Origin of the sequence: Pseudomonas sp. PHC1, assembly GCF_046487845.1 — a bacterium.
Classification (GTDB): domain Bacteria; phylum Pseudomonadota; class Gammaproteobacteria; order Pseudomonadales; family Pseudomonadaceae; genus Aquipseudomonas; species Aquipseudomonas sputi.
Genome location: NZ_JBJXHJ010000026.1, coordinates 38,799 through 54,561 on the forward strand (window position 1 = coordinate 38,799; position 15,763 = coordinate 54,561).

At 61.7% G+C, this 15,763-nt stretch carries 18 protein-coding genes; 6 read left to right on the top strand and 12 right to left on the bottom strand.

Annotated elements, in window-relative coordinates; translation table 11 throughout:
- Positions 1-169: 169 nt before the first annotated feature.
- The 6 genes from hemA (at position 170) to ACKJSM_RS25140 (ending at position 5,530) form a co-directional block, all read left to right on the top strand.
- The gene (hemA, locus tag ACKJSM_RS25115; RefSeq protein WP_236182239.1) at positions 170-1,456 is read left to right on the top strand and encodes a glutamyl-tRNA reductase; all 1,287 of its coding nucleotides are present in this window, start codon (positions 170-172) and stop codon (positions 1,454-1,456) included.
- Positions 1,453-2,535, top strand: coding sequence for a peptide chain release factor 1 (gene prfA / locus ACKJSM_RS25120; RefSeq protein WP_236182238.1), 1,083 nt, complete (start codon positions 1,453-1,455; stop codon positions 2,533-2,535). The genes hemA and prfA overlap by 4 nt, the downstream gene beginning before the upstream one ends.
- Positions 2,536-3,366: a peptide chain release factor N(5)-glutamine methyltransferase gene (prmC, locus tag ACKJSM_RS25125; RefSeq protein ID WP_410239187.1), complete on the top strand. Its 831-nt coding sequence runs from the start codon at positions 2,536-2,538 to the stop codon at positions 3,364-3,366. It begins immediately after the preceding gene.
- Positions 3,360-4,115 (top strand): molybdopterin-synthase adenylyltransferase MoeB, encoded by a 756-nt coding sequence (locus ACKJSM_RS25130; RefSeq protein ID WP_236182236.1) that lies wholly within the window; start codon positions 3,360-3,362, stop codon positions 4,113-4,115. The genes prmC and ACKJSM_RS25130 overlap by 7 nt, the downstream gene beginning before the upstream one ends.
- Positions 4,108-4,899 (top strand): glutamate racemase, encoded by a 792-nt coding sequence (murI, locus tag ACKJSM_RS25135; RefSeq protein WP_236182235.1) that lies wholly within the window; start codon positions 4,108-4,110, stop codon positions 4,897-4,899. The genes ACKJSM_RS25130 and murI overlap by 8 nt, the downstream gene beginning before the upstream one ends.
- Before the next feature lie 112 nt (positions 4,900-5,011).
- Entirely contained in the window at positions 5,012-5,530 is a 519-nt protein-coding gene (locus ACKJSM_RS25140; RefSeq protein ID WP_039766327.1) for an acyloxyacyl hydrolase, read from the top strand.
- A 57-nt stretch (positions 5,531-5,587) separates the two neighbouring features.
- Here ACKJSM_RS25140 and ACKJSM_RS25145 read toward each other — a convergent pair whose 3' ends face one another.
- From ACKJSM_RS25145 to ACKJSM_RS25200, 12 genes are all read right to left on the bottom strand, one after another.
- Entirely contained in the window at positions 5,588-5,893 is a 306-nt protein-coding gene (locus tag ACKJSM_RS25145) for a YkgJ family cysteine cluster protein (protein WP_011335918.1), read from the bottom strand.
- Between the two features lie 52 nt (positions 5,894-5,945).
- On the bottom strand, positions 5,946-6,437 hold the full coding sequence (locus ACKJSM_RS25150) for a DUF2878 domain-containing protein (RefSeq protein ID WP_410239188.1): 492 nt from the start codon (positions 6,435-6,437) through the stop codon (positions 5,946-5,948).
- The gene (locus ACKJSM_RS25155) at positions 6,430-7,701 is read right to left on the bottom strand and encodes a class I SAM-dependent methyltransferase (RefSeq protein WP_410239189.1); all 1,272 of its coding nucleotides are present in this window, start codon (positions 7,699-7,701) and stop codon (positions 6,430-6,432) included. The genes ACKJSM_RS25150 and ACKJSM_RS25155 overlap by 8 nt, the downstream gene beginning before the upstream one ends.
- Positions 7,688-8,503, bottom strand: coding sequence for a DUF1365 domain-containing protein (locus tag ACKJSM_RS25160; RefSeq protein WP_410239190.1), 816 nt, complete (start codon positions 8,501-8,503; stop codon positions 7,688-7,690). The genes ACKJSM_RS25155 and ACKJSM_RS25160 overlap by 14 nt, the downstream gene beginning before the upstream one ends.
- Complete coding sequence (locus ACKJSM_RS25165) at positions 8,500-9,747, bottom strand: NAD(P)/FAD-dependent oxidoreductase (RefSeq protein WP_410239191.1); 1,248 nt, start codon at positions 9,745-9,747, stop codon at positions 8,500-8,502. Before ACKJSM_RS25165 ends, ACKJSM_RS25160 begins: the two co-directional genes overlap by 4 nt.
- Positions 9,744-10,526, bottom strand: coding sequence for an SDR family NAD(P)-dependent oxidoreductase (locus ACKJSM_RS25170; RefSeq protein WP_236182230.1), 783 nt, complete (start codon positions 10,524-10,526; stop codon positions 9,744-9,746). The genes ACKJSM_RS25165 and ACKJSM_RS25170 overlap by 4 nt, the downstream gene beginning before the upstream one ends.
- The gene (locus ACKJSM_RS25175) at positions 10,523-10,945 is read right to left on the bottom strand and encodes a nuclear transport factor 2 family protein (RefSeq protein ID WP_236182229.1); all 423 of its coding nucleotides are present in this window, start codon (positions 10,943-10,945) and stop codon (positions 10,523-10,525) included. The genes ACKJSM_RS25170 and ACKJSM_RS25175 overlap by 4 nt, the downstream gene beginning before the upstream one ends.
- Entirely contained in the window at positions 10,938-12,383 is a 1,446-nt protein-coding gene (phrB, locus tag ACKJSM_RS25180) for a deoxyribodipyrimidine photo-lyase (RefSeq protein WP_410239192.1), read from the bottom strand. The genes ACKJSM_RS25175 and phrB overlap by 8 nt, the downstream gene beginning before the upstream one ends.
- Positions 12,384-12,403: 20 nt before the next feature.
- A complete protein-coding gene (locus ACKJSM_RS25185) occupies positions 12,404-13,345 on the bottom strand; it encodes a MerR family transcriptional regulator (RefSeq protein ID WP_410239193.1) in 942 nt (313 codons plus the stop codon).
- Positions 13,345-14,307 carry a YbgA family protein gene (locus ACKJSM_RS25190; protein ID WP_236182226.1) on the bottom strand — a complete coding sequence of 321 codons (963 nt, stop codon included), beginning with the start codon at positions 14,305-14,307 and terminating at the stop codon, positions 13,345-13,347. Before ACKJSM_RS25190 ends, ACKJSM_RS25185 begins: the two co-directional genes overlap by 1 nt.
- A 112-nt stretch (positions 14,308-14,419) precedes the next feature.
- Positions 14,420-14,635: a TIGR02450 family Trp-rich protein gene (locus ACKJSM_RS25195; RefSeq protein ID WP_236182225.1), complete on the bottom strand. Its 216-nt coding sequence runs from the start codon at positions 14,633-14,635 to the stop codon at positions 14,420-14,422.
- Positions 14,632-15,618, bottom strand: coding sequence for an NAD(P)/FAD-dependent oxidoreductase (locus ACKJSM_RS25200; RefSeq protein ID WP_236182224.1), 987 nt, complete (start codon positions 15,616-15,618; stop codon positions 14,632-14,634). The genes ACKJSM_RS25195 and ACKJSM_RS25200 overlap by 4 nt, the downstream gene beginning before the upstream one ends.
- Positions 15,619-15,763 lie beyond the last annotated feature (145 nt).

A 15,763-nucleotide genomic window follows, 5' to 3' on the forward strand; every position in this document is an offset into this window, starting at 1 on the left:
GACTAACCTGCGGTCGGATCATCATGACACAAGCCTTCGGCCAAACATAACCGAGTCTCGATTGTGGCCATTATAGGGGCCGACAATTGGGACAATAGTCAGCGGTAGTTGTTCTGAATCTGACGAAGTAGGACAATTGCCGGCTTCACGTCACCATCAGCGACCTTGAATGGCCTTCCTTGCACTCGGTATCAACCACAAGACTGCTTCAGTAGACGTCCGCGAGCGCGTGGCCTTTACCCCTGAGCAGCTGGTGGAGGCCTTGCAGCAGCTCTGCCGACTCACCGACAGCCGCGAAGCTGCGATCCTCTCCACCTGCAATCGCAGTGAGCTGTATATAGAACAGGATCAGCTGTCGGCCGATATCGTGCTGCGCTGGCTGGCCGACTATCACCATTTGAGCCTCGATGAGCTGCGCGCGAGCGCTTATGTGCATGAAGACGATGCGGCCGTTCGTCACATGATGCGCGTCGCCTCCGGGCTCGACTCGCTGGTGCTGGGCGAACCGCAGATTCTCGGCCAGATGAAATCGGCCTACGCCGTGGCCCGCGAGGCCGGCACTATCGGGCCGCTGCTCGGGCGACTGTTCCAGGCGACCTTCAACGCCGCCAAGCAAGTGCGCACCGACACCGCCATCGGTGAAAACCCGGTGTCCGTGGCGTTTGCCGCCGTCAGCCTGGCCAAACAGATTTTCAGCGACCTGCAACGCAGCCAGGCCCTGCTGATCGGCGCCGGCGAGACCATCACCCTGGTCGCCCGCCATCTGCATGAACTGGGGGTCAAACGCATCGTGGTCGCCAACCGGACCCTGGAACGCGCCAGCCTGCTGGCCGAGCAGTTCGGTGCCCATGCAGTGTTGCTATCGGACATCCCGGCCGAACTGGTGCGCAGCGATATCGTGATCAGCTCTACCGCGAGTCAGTTGCCGATCCTCGGTAAAGGTGCGGTGGAAAGCGCGCTGAAGTTGCGCAAGCACAAGCCGATCTTCATGGTCGACATCGCCGTTCCCCGTGACATCGAGCCGGAAGTCGGCGAACTCGACGACGTTTACCTCTATAGCGTCGACGATCTGCACGAAGTGGTCGCCGAAAACCTCAAGAGCCGTCAGGGTGCAGCCCAGGCTGCCGAAGAGATGGTTTCGGTCGGCGCCGACGATTTCATGGTGCGCCTGCGCGAGCTGGCGGCGGTCGATGTGCTCAAGGCCTATCGTCAACAGAGCGAACGCCTGCGTGACGAAGAGCTGCAAAAGGCTCTGCGCCTGCTGGCCAACGGCGGCAACGCCGAAGACATCCTCGGGCAACTGGCCCGTGGCCTGACCAACAAACTCCTGCACGCCCCGAGCGTGCAGTTGAAAAAGCTTTCTGCCGAAGGCCGCCTTGATGCGCTGGCCATGGCTCAGGAACTCTTTGCCCTCGAGGGCTCACCGGATAGCTTTTCGGATAAAAAACCGCAATGAAAGCGTCACTGCTCAATAAGCTGGACATCCTCCAGGACCGTTTCGAGGAACTGACCGCGCTGCTCGGCGACGCCGAAGTCATTTCCGACCAGACCAAATTCCGCGCTTATTCCAAGGAATACGCCGAACTTGAGCCGGTGGTACAAGGCTATAAAAAGCTGCTCGGCGTACAAAGCGATCTTGAAGGCGCACAGGCGCTGCTCAAGGACAGCGACCCGGACATGCGTGAGATGGCTGTGGAAGAAGTCCGCGAAGCCAAGGAATTGCTGATCACGCTGGAATCCGACCTGCAACGCATGTTGCTGCCCAAGGATCCCAACGACGGGCGCAACGTGTTTCTCGAAATCCGCGCCGGCACCGGTGGTGACGAGGCGGCGATCTTCTCGGGTGACCTGTTCCGCATGTACTCGCGTTACGCCGAACGCCGTGGCTGGCGCGTGGAGATCCTCTCGGAAAACGAAGGCGAACACGGTGGCTATAAAGAAGTCATCGCCCGCATCGAAGGCGACAACGTTTACGGCAAGCTGAAATTCGAATCCGGCGCGCACCGCGTACAGCGTGTACCCGCCACCGAATCCCAGGGCCGTATCCACACCTCGGCCTGCACCGTGGCGGTATTGCCCGAGCCGGACGAGCGTGAAGCCATCGAGATCAACCCGGCGGATTTGCGCGTCGACACATACCGCTCCTCCGGGGCCGGTGGTCAGCACGTCAACACCACCGATTCGGCGATCCGCATCACCCACATACCGACCGGCACCGTTGTCGAGTGCCAGGAAGAACGTTCCCAGCACAAGAACCGCGCCCGGGCGATGGCCTGGCTGTCGGCCAAGCTCAACGATCAGCAAACTGCCGCCGCGGCCAACGCCATCGCCAGCGAACGTAAATTGCTGGTGGGTTCCGGTGACCGCTCCGAGCGCATCCGCACCTACAACTTTGCCCAGGGCCGGGTCACCGATCATCGCGTCAACCTGACCCTGTATTCCCTCGACGAAATTCTCGCCGGTGGCGTCGAAGCGGTGATCGAGCCGTTGCTGGCCGAATACCAGGCCGACCAACTCGCAGCGATAGGTGAGTAAATGACCATCATCGCCAGCCTGTTGCGCGCCGCCGAACTGCCGGACTCGTCGACGGCGCGTCTGGACGCCGAATTGCTTCTGGCCGCCGCGCTGGGCAAGTCGCGCAGTTTTCTCCACACCTGGCCCGAGCGCATCGTGCCCAGCGAAGCTGCGCTGGTCTTCGCCGAGTACCTGCAACGCCGCCGCAGTGGCGAACCGGTCGCCTACATTCTGGGCCAGCAGGGTTTCTGGAAGCTGGATCTGGAAGTCGCGCCGCACACGCTGATCCCGCGTCCGGACACCGAGCTGCTGGTGGAAGCCGCGCTGGAGTTGTTGCCGGCGACCCCGGCCAAGGTCCTCGACCTTGGCACCGGCAGCGGGGCAATTGCCCTGGCCCTGGCCAGCGAGCGCCCGGCGTGGAAGGTCACCGCCGTGGATCGCGTTCTGGAGGCCGTGGCCTTGGCCGAGCGCAATCGTCAGCGCCTGCACCTGAACAACGCCACGGTATTGAGCAGCCACTGGTTCAGCGCCCTCGAAGGCAAGCGTTTCGAGCTGATCATCAGCAACCCGCCGTACATCCGCGCCGCCGACCCGCATCTGGTGGAAGGTGATGTGCGTTTCGAGCCGGAAAGCGCCTTGGTGGCCGGCATCGACGGGCTCGACGATCTGCGGCTGATCATCACCCAGGCGCCGGCCCATCTGGAGGCCGGTGGCTGGCTGATGCTCGAGCACGGCTATGATCAAGCCGAAGCCGTGCGCGATCTGCTGCTGACGCAAGGTTTCGACGAAGTCCACAGCCGCACCGATCTGGGCGGCCATCAACGGATCAGCCTGGGGCGCCTGCCGTGCTGAATGATCAGGAATTGTTGCGCTACAGTCGGCAGATCCTGCTGCAACACATCGACATCGATGGCCAGTTGAAGCTCAAGGACAGCCGGGTATTGATCGTCGGCCTCGGCGGCCTCGGTGCGCCGGTGGCCTTGTACCTGGCGGCGGCGGGTGTCGGTGAATTGCACCTGGCGGATTTCGACACGGTCGACCTGACCAACCTGCAACGCCAGATCATCCACGACACCGACAGCGTCGGCATGACCAAGGTCGACTCGGCGCTCAAGCGCCTGAGCGCGATCAATCCTGAAATCCGCCTGGTGCCCCATCGTCAGGCGCTGGATGAGGATTCCCTCGCCGCCGCCGTGGCCGCGGTGGATCTGGTGCTCGACTGTTCGGACAATTTCTCCACCCGCGAAGCGGTCAACGCCGCATGCGTGGCGGCGCGCAAGCCATTGGTCAGCGGCGCGGCGATCCGTCTTGAAGGACAGCTCTCAGTGTTCGACCCGCGTCGCACCGAGAGCCCGTGCTACCACTGCCTGTACGGTCACGGCAGCGAAGCCGAACTGACTTGCAGCGAAGCCGGCGTGGTCGGGCCGCTGGTCGGTCTGGTCGGTAGCCTGCAAGCGCTGGAAGCCTTGAAGCTGCTGGCGGAATTTGGTGAGCCGCTGGTGGGCCGTCTGCTGTTGATCGATGCACTGGGCTCGCGCTTTCGTGAACTGCGGGTCAAGCGCGATCCGGGGTGCAGCGTCTGTGGTTCGCAGCATGCGTGAAGCGCCGATTGCCGTATTCGATTCCGGCGTCGGTGGCGTGTCGGTGCTGGCGGAAATCCAGCACCTGCTGCCGAACGAATCGCTGCTGTACTTGGGCGATTGCGGCCACATCCCTTATGGCGAGAAAACCCCGGAATTCATCCGCCAGCGTTGCAGCGTGATGGCCGGGTTTTTCCGCGAGCAGGGCGCCAAGGCGCTGGTGATCGCGTGCAATACCGCGACCGTGGCCGGCGTTGCCGATCTGCGCCGGGACTTTCCCGAGTGGCCGATTGTTGGGATGGAGCCGGCGGTCAAACCGGCCGCCGCCGCCACCCGCAGCGGTGTGGTGGGCGTGCTCGCCACCACCGGCACCTTGCAGAGCGCCAAATTCGCCGCATTGCTCGACCGCTTCGCCACGGATGTGCGGGTCATCACTCAGCCGTGTCCAGGACTGGTCGAGCGCATTGAAAGCGGCGATCTGCACAGCCCCGAGTTACGTGCCTTGCTCAAGCACTACGTTGACCCGCTACTGGCCAACGGTTGCGACACGATCATCCTGGGCTGCACCCACTACCCGTTTCTCAAGCCGATGCTCAAGTCGATGATCCCCGAGAGCATCAGCCTGATCGATACGGGCGCGGCGGTAGCGCGGCAATTGCAGCGGCTGCTGGCCGAGCGTGATCTGCTCGCCGCAGGTCCGAACCGCCCGGTCAGATTCTGGACCAGCGCCGATCCCGCGTCTCTGCGCAAGACCCTGGTCCTGCTGGGCCAAGTCGTTGGCGACGTTGAAAGATTCACTTTGTAAAAAAAATGTGAAATATCTAAAAAGTCAGCTGAACTTCTGACCAAGCGCAGATTTCTATAGCGCAGAGTGACCTAAAAAACCAAACGATCGTTCCGGAAAAGGAAGTTTCAAAGTGAAGCGACTATTCTGCTTGGCCGCGATTGCGGCTGCACTGATGGGGCAAAGTTTTACCGCACAAGCTGCTGGCGTCGAGTTTGCAGTGGGTGCTACCAGCGATTCGACCATGACTTATCGCCTGGGCATGAATTTCGATTGGGACAAGAGCTGGCTGCAAAGTGACGTGGGTCGTCTGACCGGTTACTGGAGCGGTGCCTACACTTATTGGGAAGGCGACAAGACGTCGAGCAACAACAGCCTGTCCTTCTCGCCGGTATTTGTTTACGAGTTTGCCGGCCAGTCGGTCAAACCGTATGTCGAGGCGGGGATCGGCGTGGCGCTGTTCTCCAACACCGAATACGAAGACAACAAGCTCGGCGGCTCTTTCCAGTTCGAAGACCGTATCGGTTTCGGCCTGCGCTTCAATGGCGGGCATGAAGTCGGGATCCGTGCGACGCACTATTCCAACGCCGGTCTGAGCAGCGACAACGACGGGGTTGAAAGCTACGCGCTGCATTACACGATGCCGCTGTAAGTACCTGGAAAATCAGTTCAAGCAAAAAAGAGCGCCAGGCGCTCTTTTTTTTTGTGCTCAGCGATACGCCGTGGCAATTCCCTGGCGTTCGTCGATGCATTCCGGGGCGCCCATTTCGAACTCGCGGCAGATCAGCGGACGCTTCTCGTAAATCGTGCACATCATCGTGTCGCGATCCAGCGCCGCGCACCAGCCGTCGTCCAGACGCAGCATCACTTCACCCCCCCAATCGTCGGTATCGATAAAACGCTCGGGCACGCCGGTGTCGGTGATCAGCATCACTTCAAGCTGACAGCAGCAGGCCGCACAGGTCGAGCAGGTGACCACGGGTTCGGCGATTTGCCGATGGGGAATGGTTTTCATGGCGCCAGTGTACGGCAGTGACCGAGGACCGTGTGAAAGGCCTGACAGGCGTTTAGCGTTCCAGCCGCCGGGACAACTGGTGCAACAGCGGAAACAGCAACGCCCACAGCAGCGCGATGCCGGTCAGGGTCGCAAACTCACCATAGGGAAACTGCACGCCGGCCAGACGTCCGCCAGCGCCATAGGACAGCGCGCCACCCGCTGCGCCGAGCAGACTGGCCAGCCACCAGGGCCTGGCGCTCCATTGCAGACAATGACGCAATGTCGTGGCAAACAGCGCCCACAACAGCATCAGCCACAGCGGAATCAGCGGCGACAGATCCTTGAATTCGAAAACCCCCAGGCCGCGCAGCGCACTGTCCACCGCCGTGCCGATGATCACCACGCTGAGGATCAACCGGCCTTCCTGCGCCCAACTGCTGATCCAGCGCAGATGAATCACCAGCATCGCCAGTGCCAGCAGCAACCACAGGCTGTCGCCACCGAGCACGCAGGCCAGCCAGCCGATCTGGAACAGCACCGCGTTGGCCAATCGCTCAAGCATCGAATCGGCCGAGCAAGGGCGCGGTCATCGCCGCCGGTTTGGCCAGCACCAGTTGTGCGGTGCCGATGGTGCGTTCGAGAAATCCGCCCTCGCAGTAACACAGGTAGAACTCCCACAACCTGAGGAAGTAATCGTCATAGCCCAGTTCCGTCAGGCGGCCGTGAGCATGGCGAAAGTTCTCGTGCCACAGACGCAGGGTGCGGGCGTAGTGCAGGCCGAAATCTTCCATATGCAGCAGGTTCATGTCGGTGTCGCGGCTGACGATCTCAAGCATCTTCTGCACGCAGGGCAGGGCGCCGCCGGGGAAAATGTAGCGCTGGATGAAGTCCACCCCGCGACGTGCCTGTTCGTAGCGCTGTTCGCGGATGGTGATCGCTTGCAGCAGCATCAGGCCGTTGCTCTTGAGCAGGTGCGCGCACTGTTTGAAGTAGGTCGGCAGGAAGCGGTGGCCGACCGCTTCGATCATCTCGATCGACACCAGTTTGTCGTACTGGCCGGTGAGGTCGCGGTAGTCCTTGAGCAGCAGCGTCACCTGATCCTGCAAACCGAGGCGTTCGATACGGGCGGCAGTGAAGGCGAACTGCTCCTTCGACAACGTGGTGGTGGTGACTCTGCAACCGTAATGCTGCGCCGCGTAGAGTGCCATGCTGCCCCAGCCGGTGCCGATTTCCAGCAGGTGGTCGTCGGGCTTGAGCGCGAGTTTCTGGCAGATCCGCTCCAGTTTGTTCAGTTGCGCCTGCTCCAGGCTGTCGTCGGGGCTGAGAAACTGCGCGGCGGAATACATCATGGTCGGATCGAGAAACTGCTCGAACAGGTCATTGCCGAGGTCGTAATGAGCAGCGATGTTTTTCTGCGAGCCTTTGCGCGTATTGCGGTTGAGCCAGTGCAGTCCGCGCACCAGTGGGCGACCGAGCCGGGCCAGGCCACCTTCCATGGCGTCGAGCACTTCAAGGTTGCTGACAAAGACCCGCACTACGGCCGTCAGATCCGGCGAGCGCCAGTAGCCATGAATAAAAGCCTCACCGGCACCGATCGAACCATTGCCGGCGACCAGCCCCCAGACGGCCGGGTCCAGCACCTGAATTTCCCCCACCAGCGTGCTGCCTGGCGTACCGAAGACGTGGCGTTCGCCGTCCTCGATGACGATCAATTGACCCTGCTTGAGCTGCTCGAGCTGGCGCAGCACTCCCCGGCGCAGCAGCGAACCGCTCAGGCCATGGGGGCTGAACAGGCTGGCTTTGGCCGAGACGCTAGTGGATTTCATGGTGGCGTTCCTCGGTCGGTACGGTGGCGGTTCGAAAAAGGTCGTCGGTGCGCTGGTGGTCATACACCGGAGTGCGCTTGAGCAACAGGCGCAGCGCCTGCCAATAGATCGCCAGCGCGGTCTTGGCAGTCATCCAGGGAAAGCGCCACAGGTGTCGGTGCAAGTGGCTTCGATCAAGGGGTTCGCGTCGCAGGTCGAGGGTGGCGTCGAACAGTTTCTGCTCGCCCTGCCAGTCGGCCATGTGTACGCCCAGGGTCTGCGCGGCGGGGCTGAAACTCATGCGGTATTCCAGATCCGGCGGCAGGAACGGCGACACATGAAAGGCCTTGGCCACGGCAAAGTGCTGGTGAAAGTTCTGCAAATGGGTCGGCGCTCGGGCCGGCAGCACGTAGTGATAACGCTCGCGCCACGGCGTGTTGCTGACTTCGCAGAGAATCGCCGCCAGTTGGCCGTCGGCCTCGTGGCAATAGAAAAAACTTACCGGGTTGAACGACAGGCCCCAACTGCGCGGCTGGGTCAGCAGGCAGATCGAGCCTTGCGGTGCGCGGCCCAGGGCTTCGCCCACCAGTTGCCGCACCGCATCGCTCAGGCGTACACCCCGGCCGGTGAAGGTTTTCAGGTAGTCGGTTTCGCGAAATGAAAACGGCGCAAAGCGGCTGGTGCCCGCCAGTCGGGACAGGCCCAGCACCGCTTCCTGTTCAGCCAGATCCAGATACAGCATGCCGATCCGGTAACGGAATTGATGACGGCGCGGTGCGAATCGCCGATGGGCAATCCAGCCACTGTAGAGCGCGCTGTTCACAGGCTTTCTCCGAAGGCTGCGGCCACGCGCAGGGCGCTGACTACGCCGTCCTCATGAAAACCGTTGGCCCAATAGGCGCCGCAATAATGCGTGTGTTGCGCACCGTCGATTTCAGCCCAGCGCTGCTGCGCCGCCACGGCCGCGAGGCTGAATTGCGGGTGGGCATAGGTGAAGCGCGCCAGGACTTTGGATGGTGTGATGCCAGCGCTCTGGTTGAGGCTGACGCAGAACGTGGTGTCGCTCTGAATGCCTTGCAAAATGTTCATGTCGTAGGTCACGGCTGCCTGGGTATGGCCCGTTCCGCCGAGGCGATAATTCCAGCTGGCCCAGGCCCGTTTGCGTGTGGGCAGCAGGCGGGTATCGGTGTGCAGCACCACTTCGTTGTCGGCGTAGGGCAGGGCGCCGAGGATTTCCCGTTCTTTATCGTCAGGATCTCCCAGCAGTCGCAACGCTTGATCGCTGTGACAGGCCAGCACCACTTTGTCGAAACGCTCGATGCCGGCCGGGCTGTGGATGACCACGCCGTGCTCGTCGCGATCGATCCGGCCCACCGGGCAGTTCAGGCGGATGCGTTCCTTGAACGACTCGACCAGCGGCGTGATGTAGGCACTGGAACCGCCCTCGATCACCTGCCACTGCGGCCGATTGCTGACCGACAGCAATCCGTGATTCTCAAAAAAGCGCACGAAGAACTGCAATGGAAAATTGAGCATCTCGGCCATCGGCATCGACCAGATCGCCGCGCCCATCGGCACGATGTAATGCAGGATGAAACGCTCGCCGTACCCGCCGGCCTTGAGGTAATCGTCAAGGGTGGTGTCAGTGTCGATCCGCTGCTCGGCAAGGTCGCGCCGGGCTTCTTTATTGAACCGCAGGATGTCGCGCAACATGCCCCAGAATCCAGGTGACAGCAAATTGCTGCGCTGGGCGAACAGGCTGTTGAGGTTGTTGCCGTTGTATTCCAGGCCGGTGTCCGGATCGTTGACCGAAAAACTCATCTCGGTGGGCTTGAAGGCCACGCCCAACTGACCGAGCAAGCGAATGAAGTTCGGGTACGTCCAGTCGTTGAACACGATGAACCCGGTGTCCACCGCGTACTCGCGCCCGTCCACGGTCACCGGCACGGTGTGCGTATGGCCGCCGACCCGGGCGTCGGCTTCGAACACGGTGATTTCGTGTCGGCGAGCGAGCAGATACGCGCAGCTCAGACCGGCGATGCCGCTGCCGACGATGGCGATTTTCATGTTGCATCCCTGAGCGGCGGGTTGCTGCGCACCATGCGTTTGCCAATGGCCAGTTGTACCCGCGCAGGCATTTTCGACAGGGGCCACAGGACCGCCATGAACAGTGCCGGGAAAGCGATCTCCAGCGGCCGGTCCTCAAGTTTGGCGAAAATATGCCGCGCGGCTTTATCCACAGGCCAGCTGAGCGGCATCGGGAAATCATTCTTGGCGGTCAGCGGTGTGTCGACGAAACCGGGGCTGATGACGGTAACGTCAATGCCTTCGTCGGCCAGATCGATGCGCAGCGATTCGAACAGATAACGCAGCCCGGCCTTGGATGCGCCGTAGGCTTCGGCGCGGGGCAGCGGAACATAGGTGACGGAGCTGGCCATCCCCACCAGAAACGGTGCCGTACCTTTGCGCAGCAAGGGCAGGGCGGCTTCGATGCAGTAGCTGCTGGCGAGCAGGTTGGTGCGCACCACGTGCTCGATGATCGAGGCGTCGAACTGCCGGGCATCGACGTACTCGCAGGTGCCGGCGTTGAGGATCACCGTGTCCAGCGCCCCCCATTCCATTGCGATCTTCTCGCCGATTTCCCGGACGGTCTGGCTGTTGGTCAAGTCTCCCGGCACGACCAGTACCTGGCCCGGATAGCGTTGTGACAACACTTTGAGCGGCGCGACCTGGCGGGAACTGACCGCCAGCTGTGCACCGCTTTTGAGAATTTCTTCTGCGAGTGCCGCGCCGATACCACTGCTGGCACCGGTCAACCAGTAACGACGTGGAGCTGTACGACTCATCCCAATCTCCTTTTCAGCCAGGCGATCACCCGGCCCAATACGGGTAAATGTTCATAGAGCAGTGCCCCGGCATCGAAGTAATCCCGGTGGCGGTAAACCTTGTCGCGCCAGAGCAGGTGCGAGCAGCCGACGACGCGGATCAGTTGTCCGCCGGCCAGTCGCGGGTGGCGGTAGCTCATGACCCAACGCAAATAGCCTTCGCCTTCGCCGATCTGGTCGAAACCGTGGAAATCGAAGCGCAGTTCGTTGACGTTGGCGTACAACTCGCTGAAGTAACTGCGTAGTTGCGCCAGCCCCTGGACTTCGTGCAACGGATCGGTGAAATGAATGTCTGCGCTGTACAGTTCGTCGAGGTTACGCAAGTTGTCTTTATCCAACTGTGCGAACCGCTGGGCGAAACTGCGCAGAAATTCACTCATCGCTCTCTCCTTGAGACGACCGCGACGGCAGATTCTTGAACGCTGCCAGCGCTCGCTCCCGTGACGCGCTCAAATTGACGATCGGCGACGGATAGTCCGCCACGCCGAACAGCCCGCCGGCATTGGCCGGGTTGTGCACGTCTTTCTTGTTCAGCCCGGTCAGTTGCGGCAGCCAGTGCTTGATGAACAGGCCTTCGCTGTCGAATTTTTCCGACTGGCTGAGCGGGTTGAAGATCCGGAAGTACGGCGCCGAATCGGTGCCGGTCGAGGAACTCCACTGCCAGCCGCCGTTGTTGGCGGCCAGGTCGCCGTCGATCAGGTGGCGCATGAAAAAACGCTCGCCTTCGCGCCAGTCGATCAACAGGTTCTTGGTCAGAAACATCGCCACCACCATGCGCAGGCGGTTGTGCATCCAGCCGGTTTCCAGCAGTTGGCGCATGGCCGCATCGATGATCGGCAACCCGGTGCGGGCCTCCTGCCAGGCGGCCAGATCGTCCGGGGCATCGCGCCAGGCCAGGGCTTCGGTTTCCGGACGGAATGCGCGATGGCGTGAAACCCGTGGATAACCGACGAGGATATGTTTGTAGAACTCGCGCCACAGTAGTTCGTTGATCCAGGTGACGGCCCCGACCTTGCCGCTTTCGAATTCGCCCTGATTACTTTGCAGGGCGGCGTGCAGGCATTGGCGCGGCGAGATCACACCGGCGGCCAGGTAGGCCGAGAGCTGACTGGTGCCAGGTTTGGCCGGGAAGTCGCGTTCGCTCTTGTAGTAGTCGATCTGTGCATCGGCGAACGTGTCGAGACGGCGTCGGGCTTCGGTTTCACCGGCGGGCCACAGTGCGCGCAGGGATTCGCCGGGTGTCGGGAAACCTTCGATGGCTGCTGGAACAGGGTCGCTGGTGATGTTCAGTGCCGACTGTTTGCCCGGCGCCTGTTTCAGCGAAGGCATCGAGCGGTGCAGGCGTTCGTAGCAGACTTTGCGGAACTGGCTGAACACCTGAAAGTAAGTGCCGGTCCGGGTCAGCACGCTGCCGGGCTTGAACAGCAATTGGTCGAGGTAGCTGTGGAAGGTGATGCCGTCGGCTTGCAGGGCCTCGGCGACGGCCGCATCGCGACGGCTTTCGTTGATGCCGTATTCCTCGTTGACGTGCACGGCCTCGATCTTCAGTTGCCGACACAGTTCGAGCAGTACCGCTGGTGCCTGATCCCAGTGAGGCGCGGTGCGGAGCAGGAGCGGGATATTCAGCTCGCCGAGGCTTTTGCTCAGCTCACGTAGATTGCGCAGCCAGAAATCGATCTTGCACGGTGCGTCGTCGTGTTGCTGCCATTGCTCTGGGCTCAACAGGTACACGGCCACGGTCGGGCCACGCTCGGCGGCGGCCGCCAGGGCGGTGTTGTCATGTTGGCGCAGGTCGCTGCGCAGCCAGATCAATTGCATGTCGGTCTCTGTCTGAATCATTAAATCAACCCACGCTCAACGAGTACCCGATGCGCCGAAAGGGGGTCTTCGGCCAGGAGCAGATCAGCGAGTTCGGTAGTGTTTGCGGACAACTCGGCGTGGTGGATGCACACCGTTGGTCCGGCAATCAGTTTCGGGCAGCTGACGCCATTCAACAGTTTCGGCAGCTGCGCAAGGTTCAGGGCTTTGCTGGAATACAGCAGTACGCCACGGGCTTGCAGGGTATCGGTTGCCAATGCCAGCTCGCCGGCCGGCAGCGGCCAGTCGAAAACCTGCACCGGGCAATCGGCGCTGCTGATCAGCCAGGCGCAGAGCCAAACGTGCGGCTCCAGTGGCAGGTCCGACTGGTTGATCAGCAGCAGCGGCGCGGTGCGCAACTGACGATTGTTATGGTAGATGCGCGCGCCGAATTTGCTGCGCAACCAGGCATAAAAGAACACACGTTCCATCTGCGCGCCGAACTGGCCCTGCCAGCGCTGTTCGAGATCGCTCAGCAGCGGCAGCAGTAATTGCTCGCACAGCGTGCGTGGCGGATACAGCGCCATCGCCTGGTTGATGCTGTCGTCGAGGCCGCGCTCGTTCAGGTCAGTGACCGCCAGCAGGGCGGCCTGGCGCAGGGGATGCCATTCGTTCTCCACCGGTTCGTTCAAGGCCTGCGCCGTGTCGAGCAGCGGTTTGACCTGGCTGACCGCAACGCCACGGTTGAGCCAGGTAAGGATGTTCTGGATACGTTGCACATGCTCGGCGTTGTACAGGCGATGGCCCTTGGGCGTGCGCTGCGGAACGATCAGCCCATAGCGCCGTTCCCAGGCGCGCAGGGTGACGGCGTTCACGCCGGTCTGACGGGCGACTTCGCGGATTGGCAGCCAGCCTTCGTCGAGGGCTTTCTTGAAGTCGGCGCCGAGGTCTTCCCGGGCGCTGGTATCGGGTGAGTCGTTCATCAAATGGCGTTTCGCAGGCTGAGGTTTTCCGGATGCGGTTGCAGGTACACCTGCTGCGCAATATAGGGATCCGGGTGGAGGCGAAAGTGATGCTTGAGCAGCGTCAGCGGCACCACCAGCGGCACTATGCCGTGTCGGTACTGGCCGATGATGTGCTGCACTTCCTGTTTGTCTTCGGGGCTGATCGCCTGTTTCAGGTAACCACTGATGTGTTGCAGGACATTGCTGTGGGTGCGGCGAGTGGCGCATTTTTTCAGCGCCGCCATCAATTCGCTGAAATAGCGCGGGCCCAGCTCGGCCGGGTCGGTCCGGCCCATGTTGCCCAGCCGATTGCCCAGCGCCTTGTATTGCACCGGGTTGTGGGCCATCAGCAGGTATTTGTAGCGCGAGTGGAAGTCGGTGAGCGCGCGGCGGCTCAGGCCTTGCTTGAGCACTTGCTGCCATTCGCGGTAGGCGAGTACGCGAGTGATGAAGTTCTCCCGCAGCACGGGGTCATTAAGGCGCCCGGCTTCTTCCACCGGCAGATCCGGATGCCGTGCACAGAACGCCTCGGCGTAAATGCCGCGCCCGCCACCATTCACCGGTGCGCCGTTGGCATGGTAGACCTTGACTCGCTCAAGTCCGCAGGACGGCGATTGCTGCATGAAGATGTAGCCGCAGATGCCATCGAGCTCTGCAGCCATTTTTTCTCCATAGGCCGCCAGCGGTTGGGTGACATTGATCGATGAATTGACGGTGCCGACCGCCTCGGGCCTGGTCGGGTCACCCACCAGACGGATCGGTTCGCGGGGAATCCCCAGACCGATCGCGACTTCAGGACAGACGGGAACGAATTCAAAATGCTCGGCCAGGGTGCGGCTGCACAGCCGCGATTCCTTGTGTCCGCCGTTGTAGCGTACTTCGGCGCCCATCAGGCAGGCGCTGATGGCGATTTTCGGCAGGGACGTCGATGAGTCGGACATGCAACAACCTCGAATCTGAACCTGTACAGACAAATAGATCTGTACAACATGCTCTCAGCATAGATTCATGGGTGTACAAGTCAAACTGTTTGTATAAGTTTTTTTGAGGTTTTTAACGCCAGCCCATTTTCCAGCGTGAATCATCCTCCAGGGCGCGCCAGTCGCATTGCTCGGTACGCCGGGTTAGCACCGCCTGCAATTCGATTTCCAGCACTGTGCCGTCCTCGTCGCGGAAGAGTTCGGTCACCAGAAAATGCTTTTCACGGTTTTGCGGGTGGGCTGCTGTCCATTTCGACAGCAGCAATTTGCGCGGATTGATGCGATTCACTGCAGGTGTTCGTGCAAGCGTCTTGCCGCCTCCTGGCCACTGAGCCACGCCCCTTCGACCCGACCCGACAGGCACCAGTCGCCACAGGCATACAGGCCCAGATCGGCGTCGGCCAGGGTGCCCCATTCGTGGCTGCTGGCGGGGCGGGCATACAGCCAGCGGTGGGCGAGGCTGAAGGTCGGTGCCGGCATGGCGCTGTGCAGCAACTCGGCGAAGGCGCCGTGCAATTGTTCGATCACCGCTTCCTTGGGCAGGTCGATGTGCTGCCGGCTCCAGGCACTGGTGGCGTGCAGAACCCAGGTGTCGCAGGTGGTGTCGCGACCCGGTTTGCTGCGGTTGCGGGCCAGCCAGTCAAGGGCGCTGTCCTGAACGAAGCAGCCTTCGATCGGCGTATCCAGTGGCGTGTCGAAGGCGAGGGCGACGGCCCAGGTCGGGTCCATTTTCACGCCGGCGGCGGCGCCGGCGAGTTTCGGCGCGGAGGCCAGCAGGGCAGTGGCCTGAGGCGCCGGCGTGGCGACCACCACGTGGCTGAACGGCCCGTGGGTGAAACCCTCGGCGTCCTGCAGGTGCCAATGTTCTTCACCGCGATAGACCTCGGTGATCCGGCAGGCGAAATGCACTTCCAGGCCATCGAGCAGGCCGCGAGTGATGGCGCTCATGCGCGGCGTGCCGACCCAGCGGGTCTGTTCGTCCGGCGACAGGTTCAGTTGCCCGCCATGATAGGTGTAGAGCTGCGGTGCCCATTCGGCGACCCAGCCTTTGCTTTGCCAGCGCTGGACTTCGGTCACGAAGCGCCGGTCACGGGCGGTGAAGTATTGCGCACCCATGTCCAGCGAGCCGGCATCGCTGCGCTTGCTCGACATGCGCCCGCCGCTGCCGCGACTTTTATCGAACAACTGAACGGTATGCCCGGCATCCGTGAGTGCCTGGGCGGCGGAGAGTCCGGCGATGCCGGTGCCAATGATTGCTATAGGTACAGTCATAGGGGCCTCGTTTACCTTTCTGCACAGACTACGCCGTGGATGAAACCTGTACAATTATGTTTTTTGGTATAACTTCCAGCGTTCTGGTTCTGACAGCTTGGCCTATGGTTAAACAATAGAGCCTGCCCGATAGAAAAGATCCCTG

Bases quoted from the DNA above. Each gene is read 5' to 3' on its own strand.
- hemA (WP_236182239.1), top strand. From the start codon at position 170: ATGGCCTTCCTTGCACTCGGTATCAACCACAAGACTGCTTCAGTAGAC.
- prfA (WP_236182238.1), top strand. From the start codon at position 1,453: ATGAAAGCGTCACTGCTCAATAAGCTGGACATCCTCCAGGACCGTTTC.
- prmC (WP_410239187.1), top strand. From the start codon at position 2,536: ATGACCATCATCGCCAGCCTGTTGCGCGCCGCCGAACTGCCGGACTCG.
- murI (WP_236182235.1), top strand. From the start codon at position 4,108: ATGCGTGAAGCGCCGATTGCCGTATTCGATTCCGGCGTCGGTGGCGTG.
- ACKJSM_RS25145 (WP_011335918.1), bottom strand. From the start codon at position 5,893: ATGAAAACCATTCCCCATCGGCAAATCGCCGAACCCGTGGTCACCTGC.
- ACKJSM_RS25150 (WP_410239188.1), bottom strand. From the start codon at position 6,437: ATGCTTGAGCGATTGGCCAACGCGGTGCTGTTCCAGATCGGCTGGCTG.
- ACKJSM_RS25155 (WP_410239189.1), bottom strand. From the start codon at position 7,701: ATGAAATCCACTAGCGTCTCGGCCAAAGCCAGCCTGTTCAGCCCCCAT.
- ACKJSM_RS25165 (WP_410239191.1), bottom strand. From the start codon at position 9,747: ATGAAAATCGCCATCGTCGGCAGCGGCATCGCCGGTCTGAGCTGCGCG.
- ACKJSM_RS25170 (WP_236182230.1), bottom strand. From the start codon at position 10,526: ATGAGTCGTACAGCTCCACGTCGTTACTGGTTGACCGGTGCCAGCAGT.
- ACKJSM_RS25175 (WP_236182229.1), bottom strand. From the start codon at position 10,945: ATGAGTGAATTTCTGCGCAGTTTCGCCCAGCGGTTCGCACAGTTGGAT.
- phrB (WP_410239192.1), bottom strand. From the start codon at position 12,383: ATGCAATTGATCTGGCTGCGCAGCGACCTGCGCCAACATGACAACACC.
- ACKJSM_RS25185 (WP_410239193.1), bottom strand. From the start codon at position 13,345: ATGAACGACTCACCCGATACCAGCGCCCGGGAAGACCTCGGCGCCGAC.
- ACKJSM_RS25190 (WP_236182226.1), bottom strand. From the start codon at position 14,307: ATGTCCGACTCATCGACGTCCCTGCCGAAAATCGCCATCAGCGCCTGC.
- ACKJSM_RS25200 (WP_236182224.1), bottom strand. From the start codon at position 15,618: ATGACTGTACCTATAGCAATCATTGGCACCGGCATCGCCGGACTCTCC.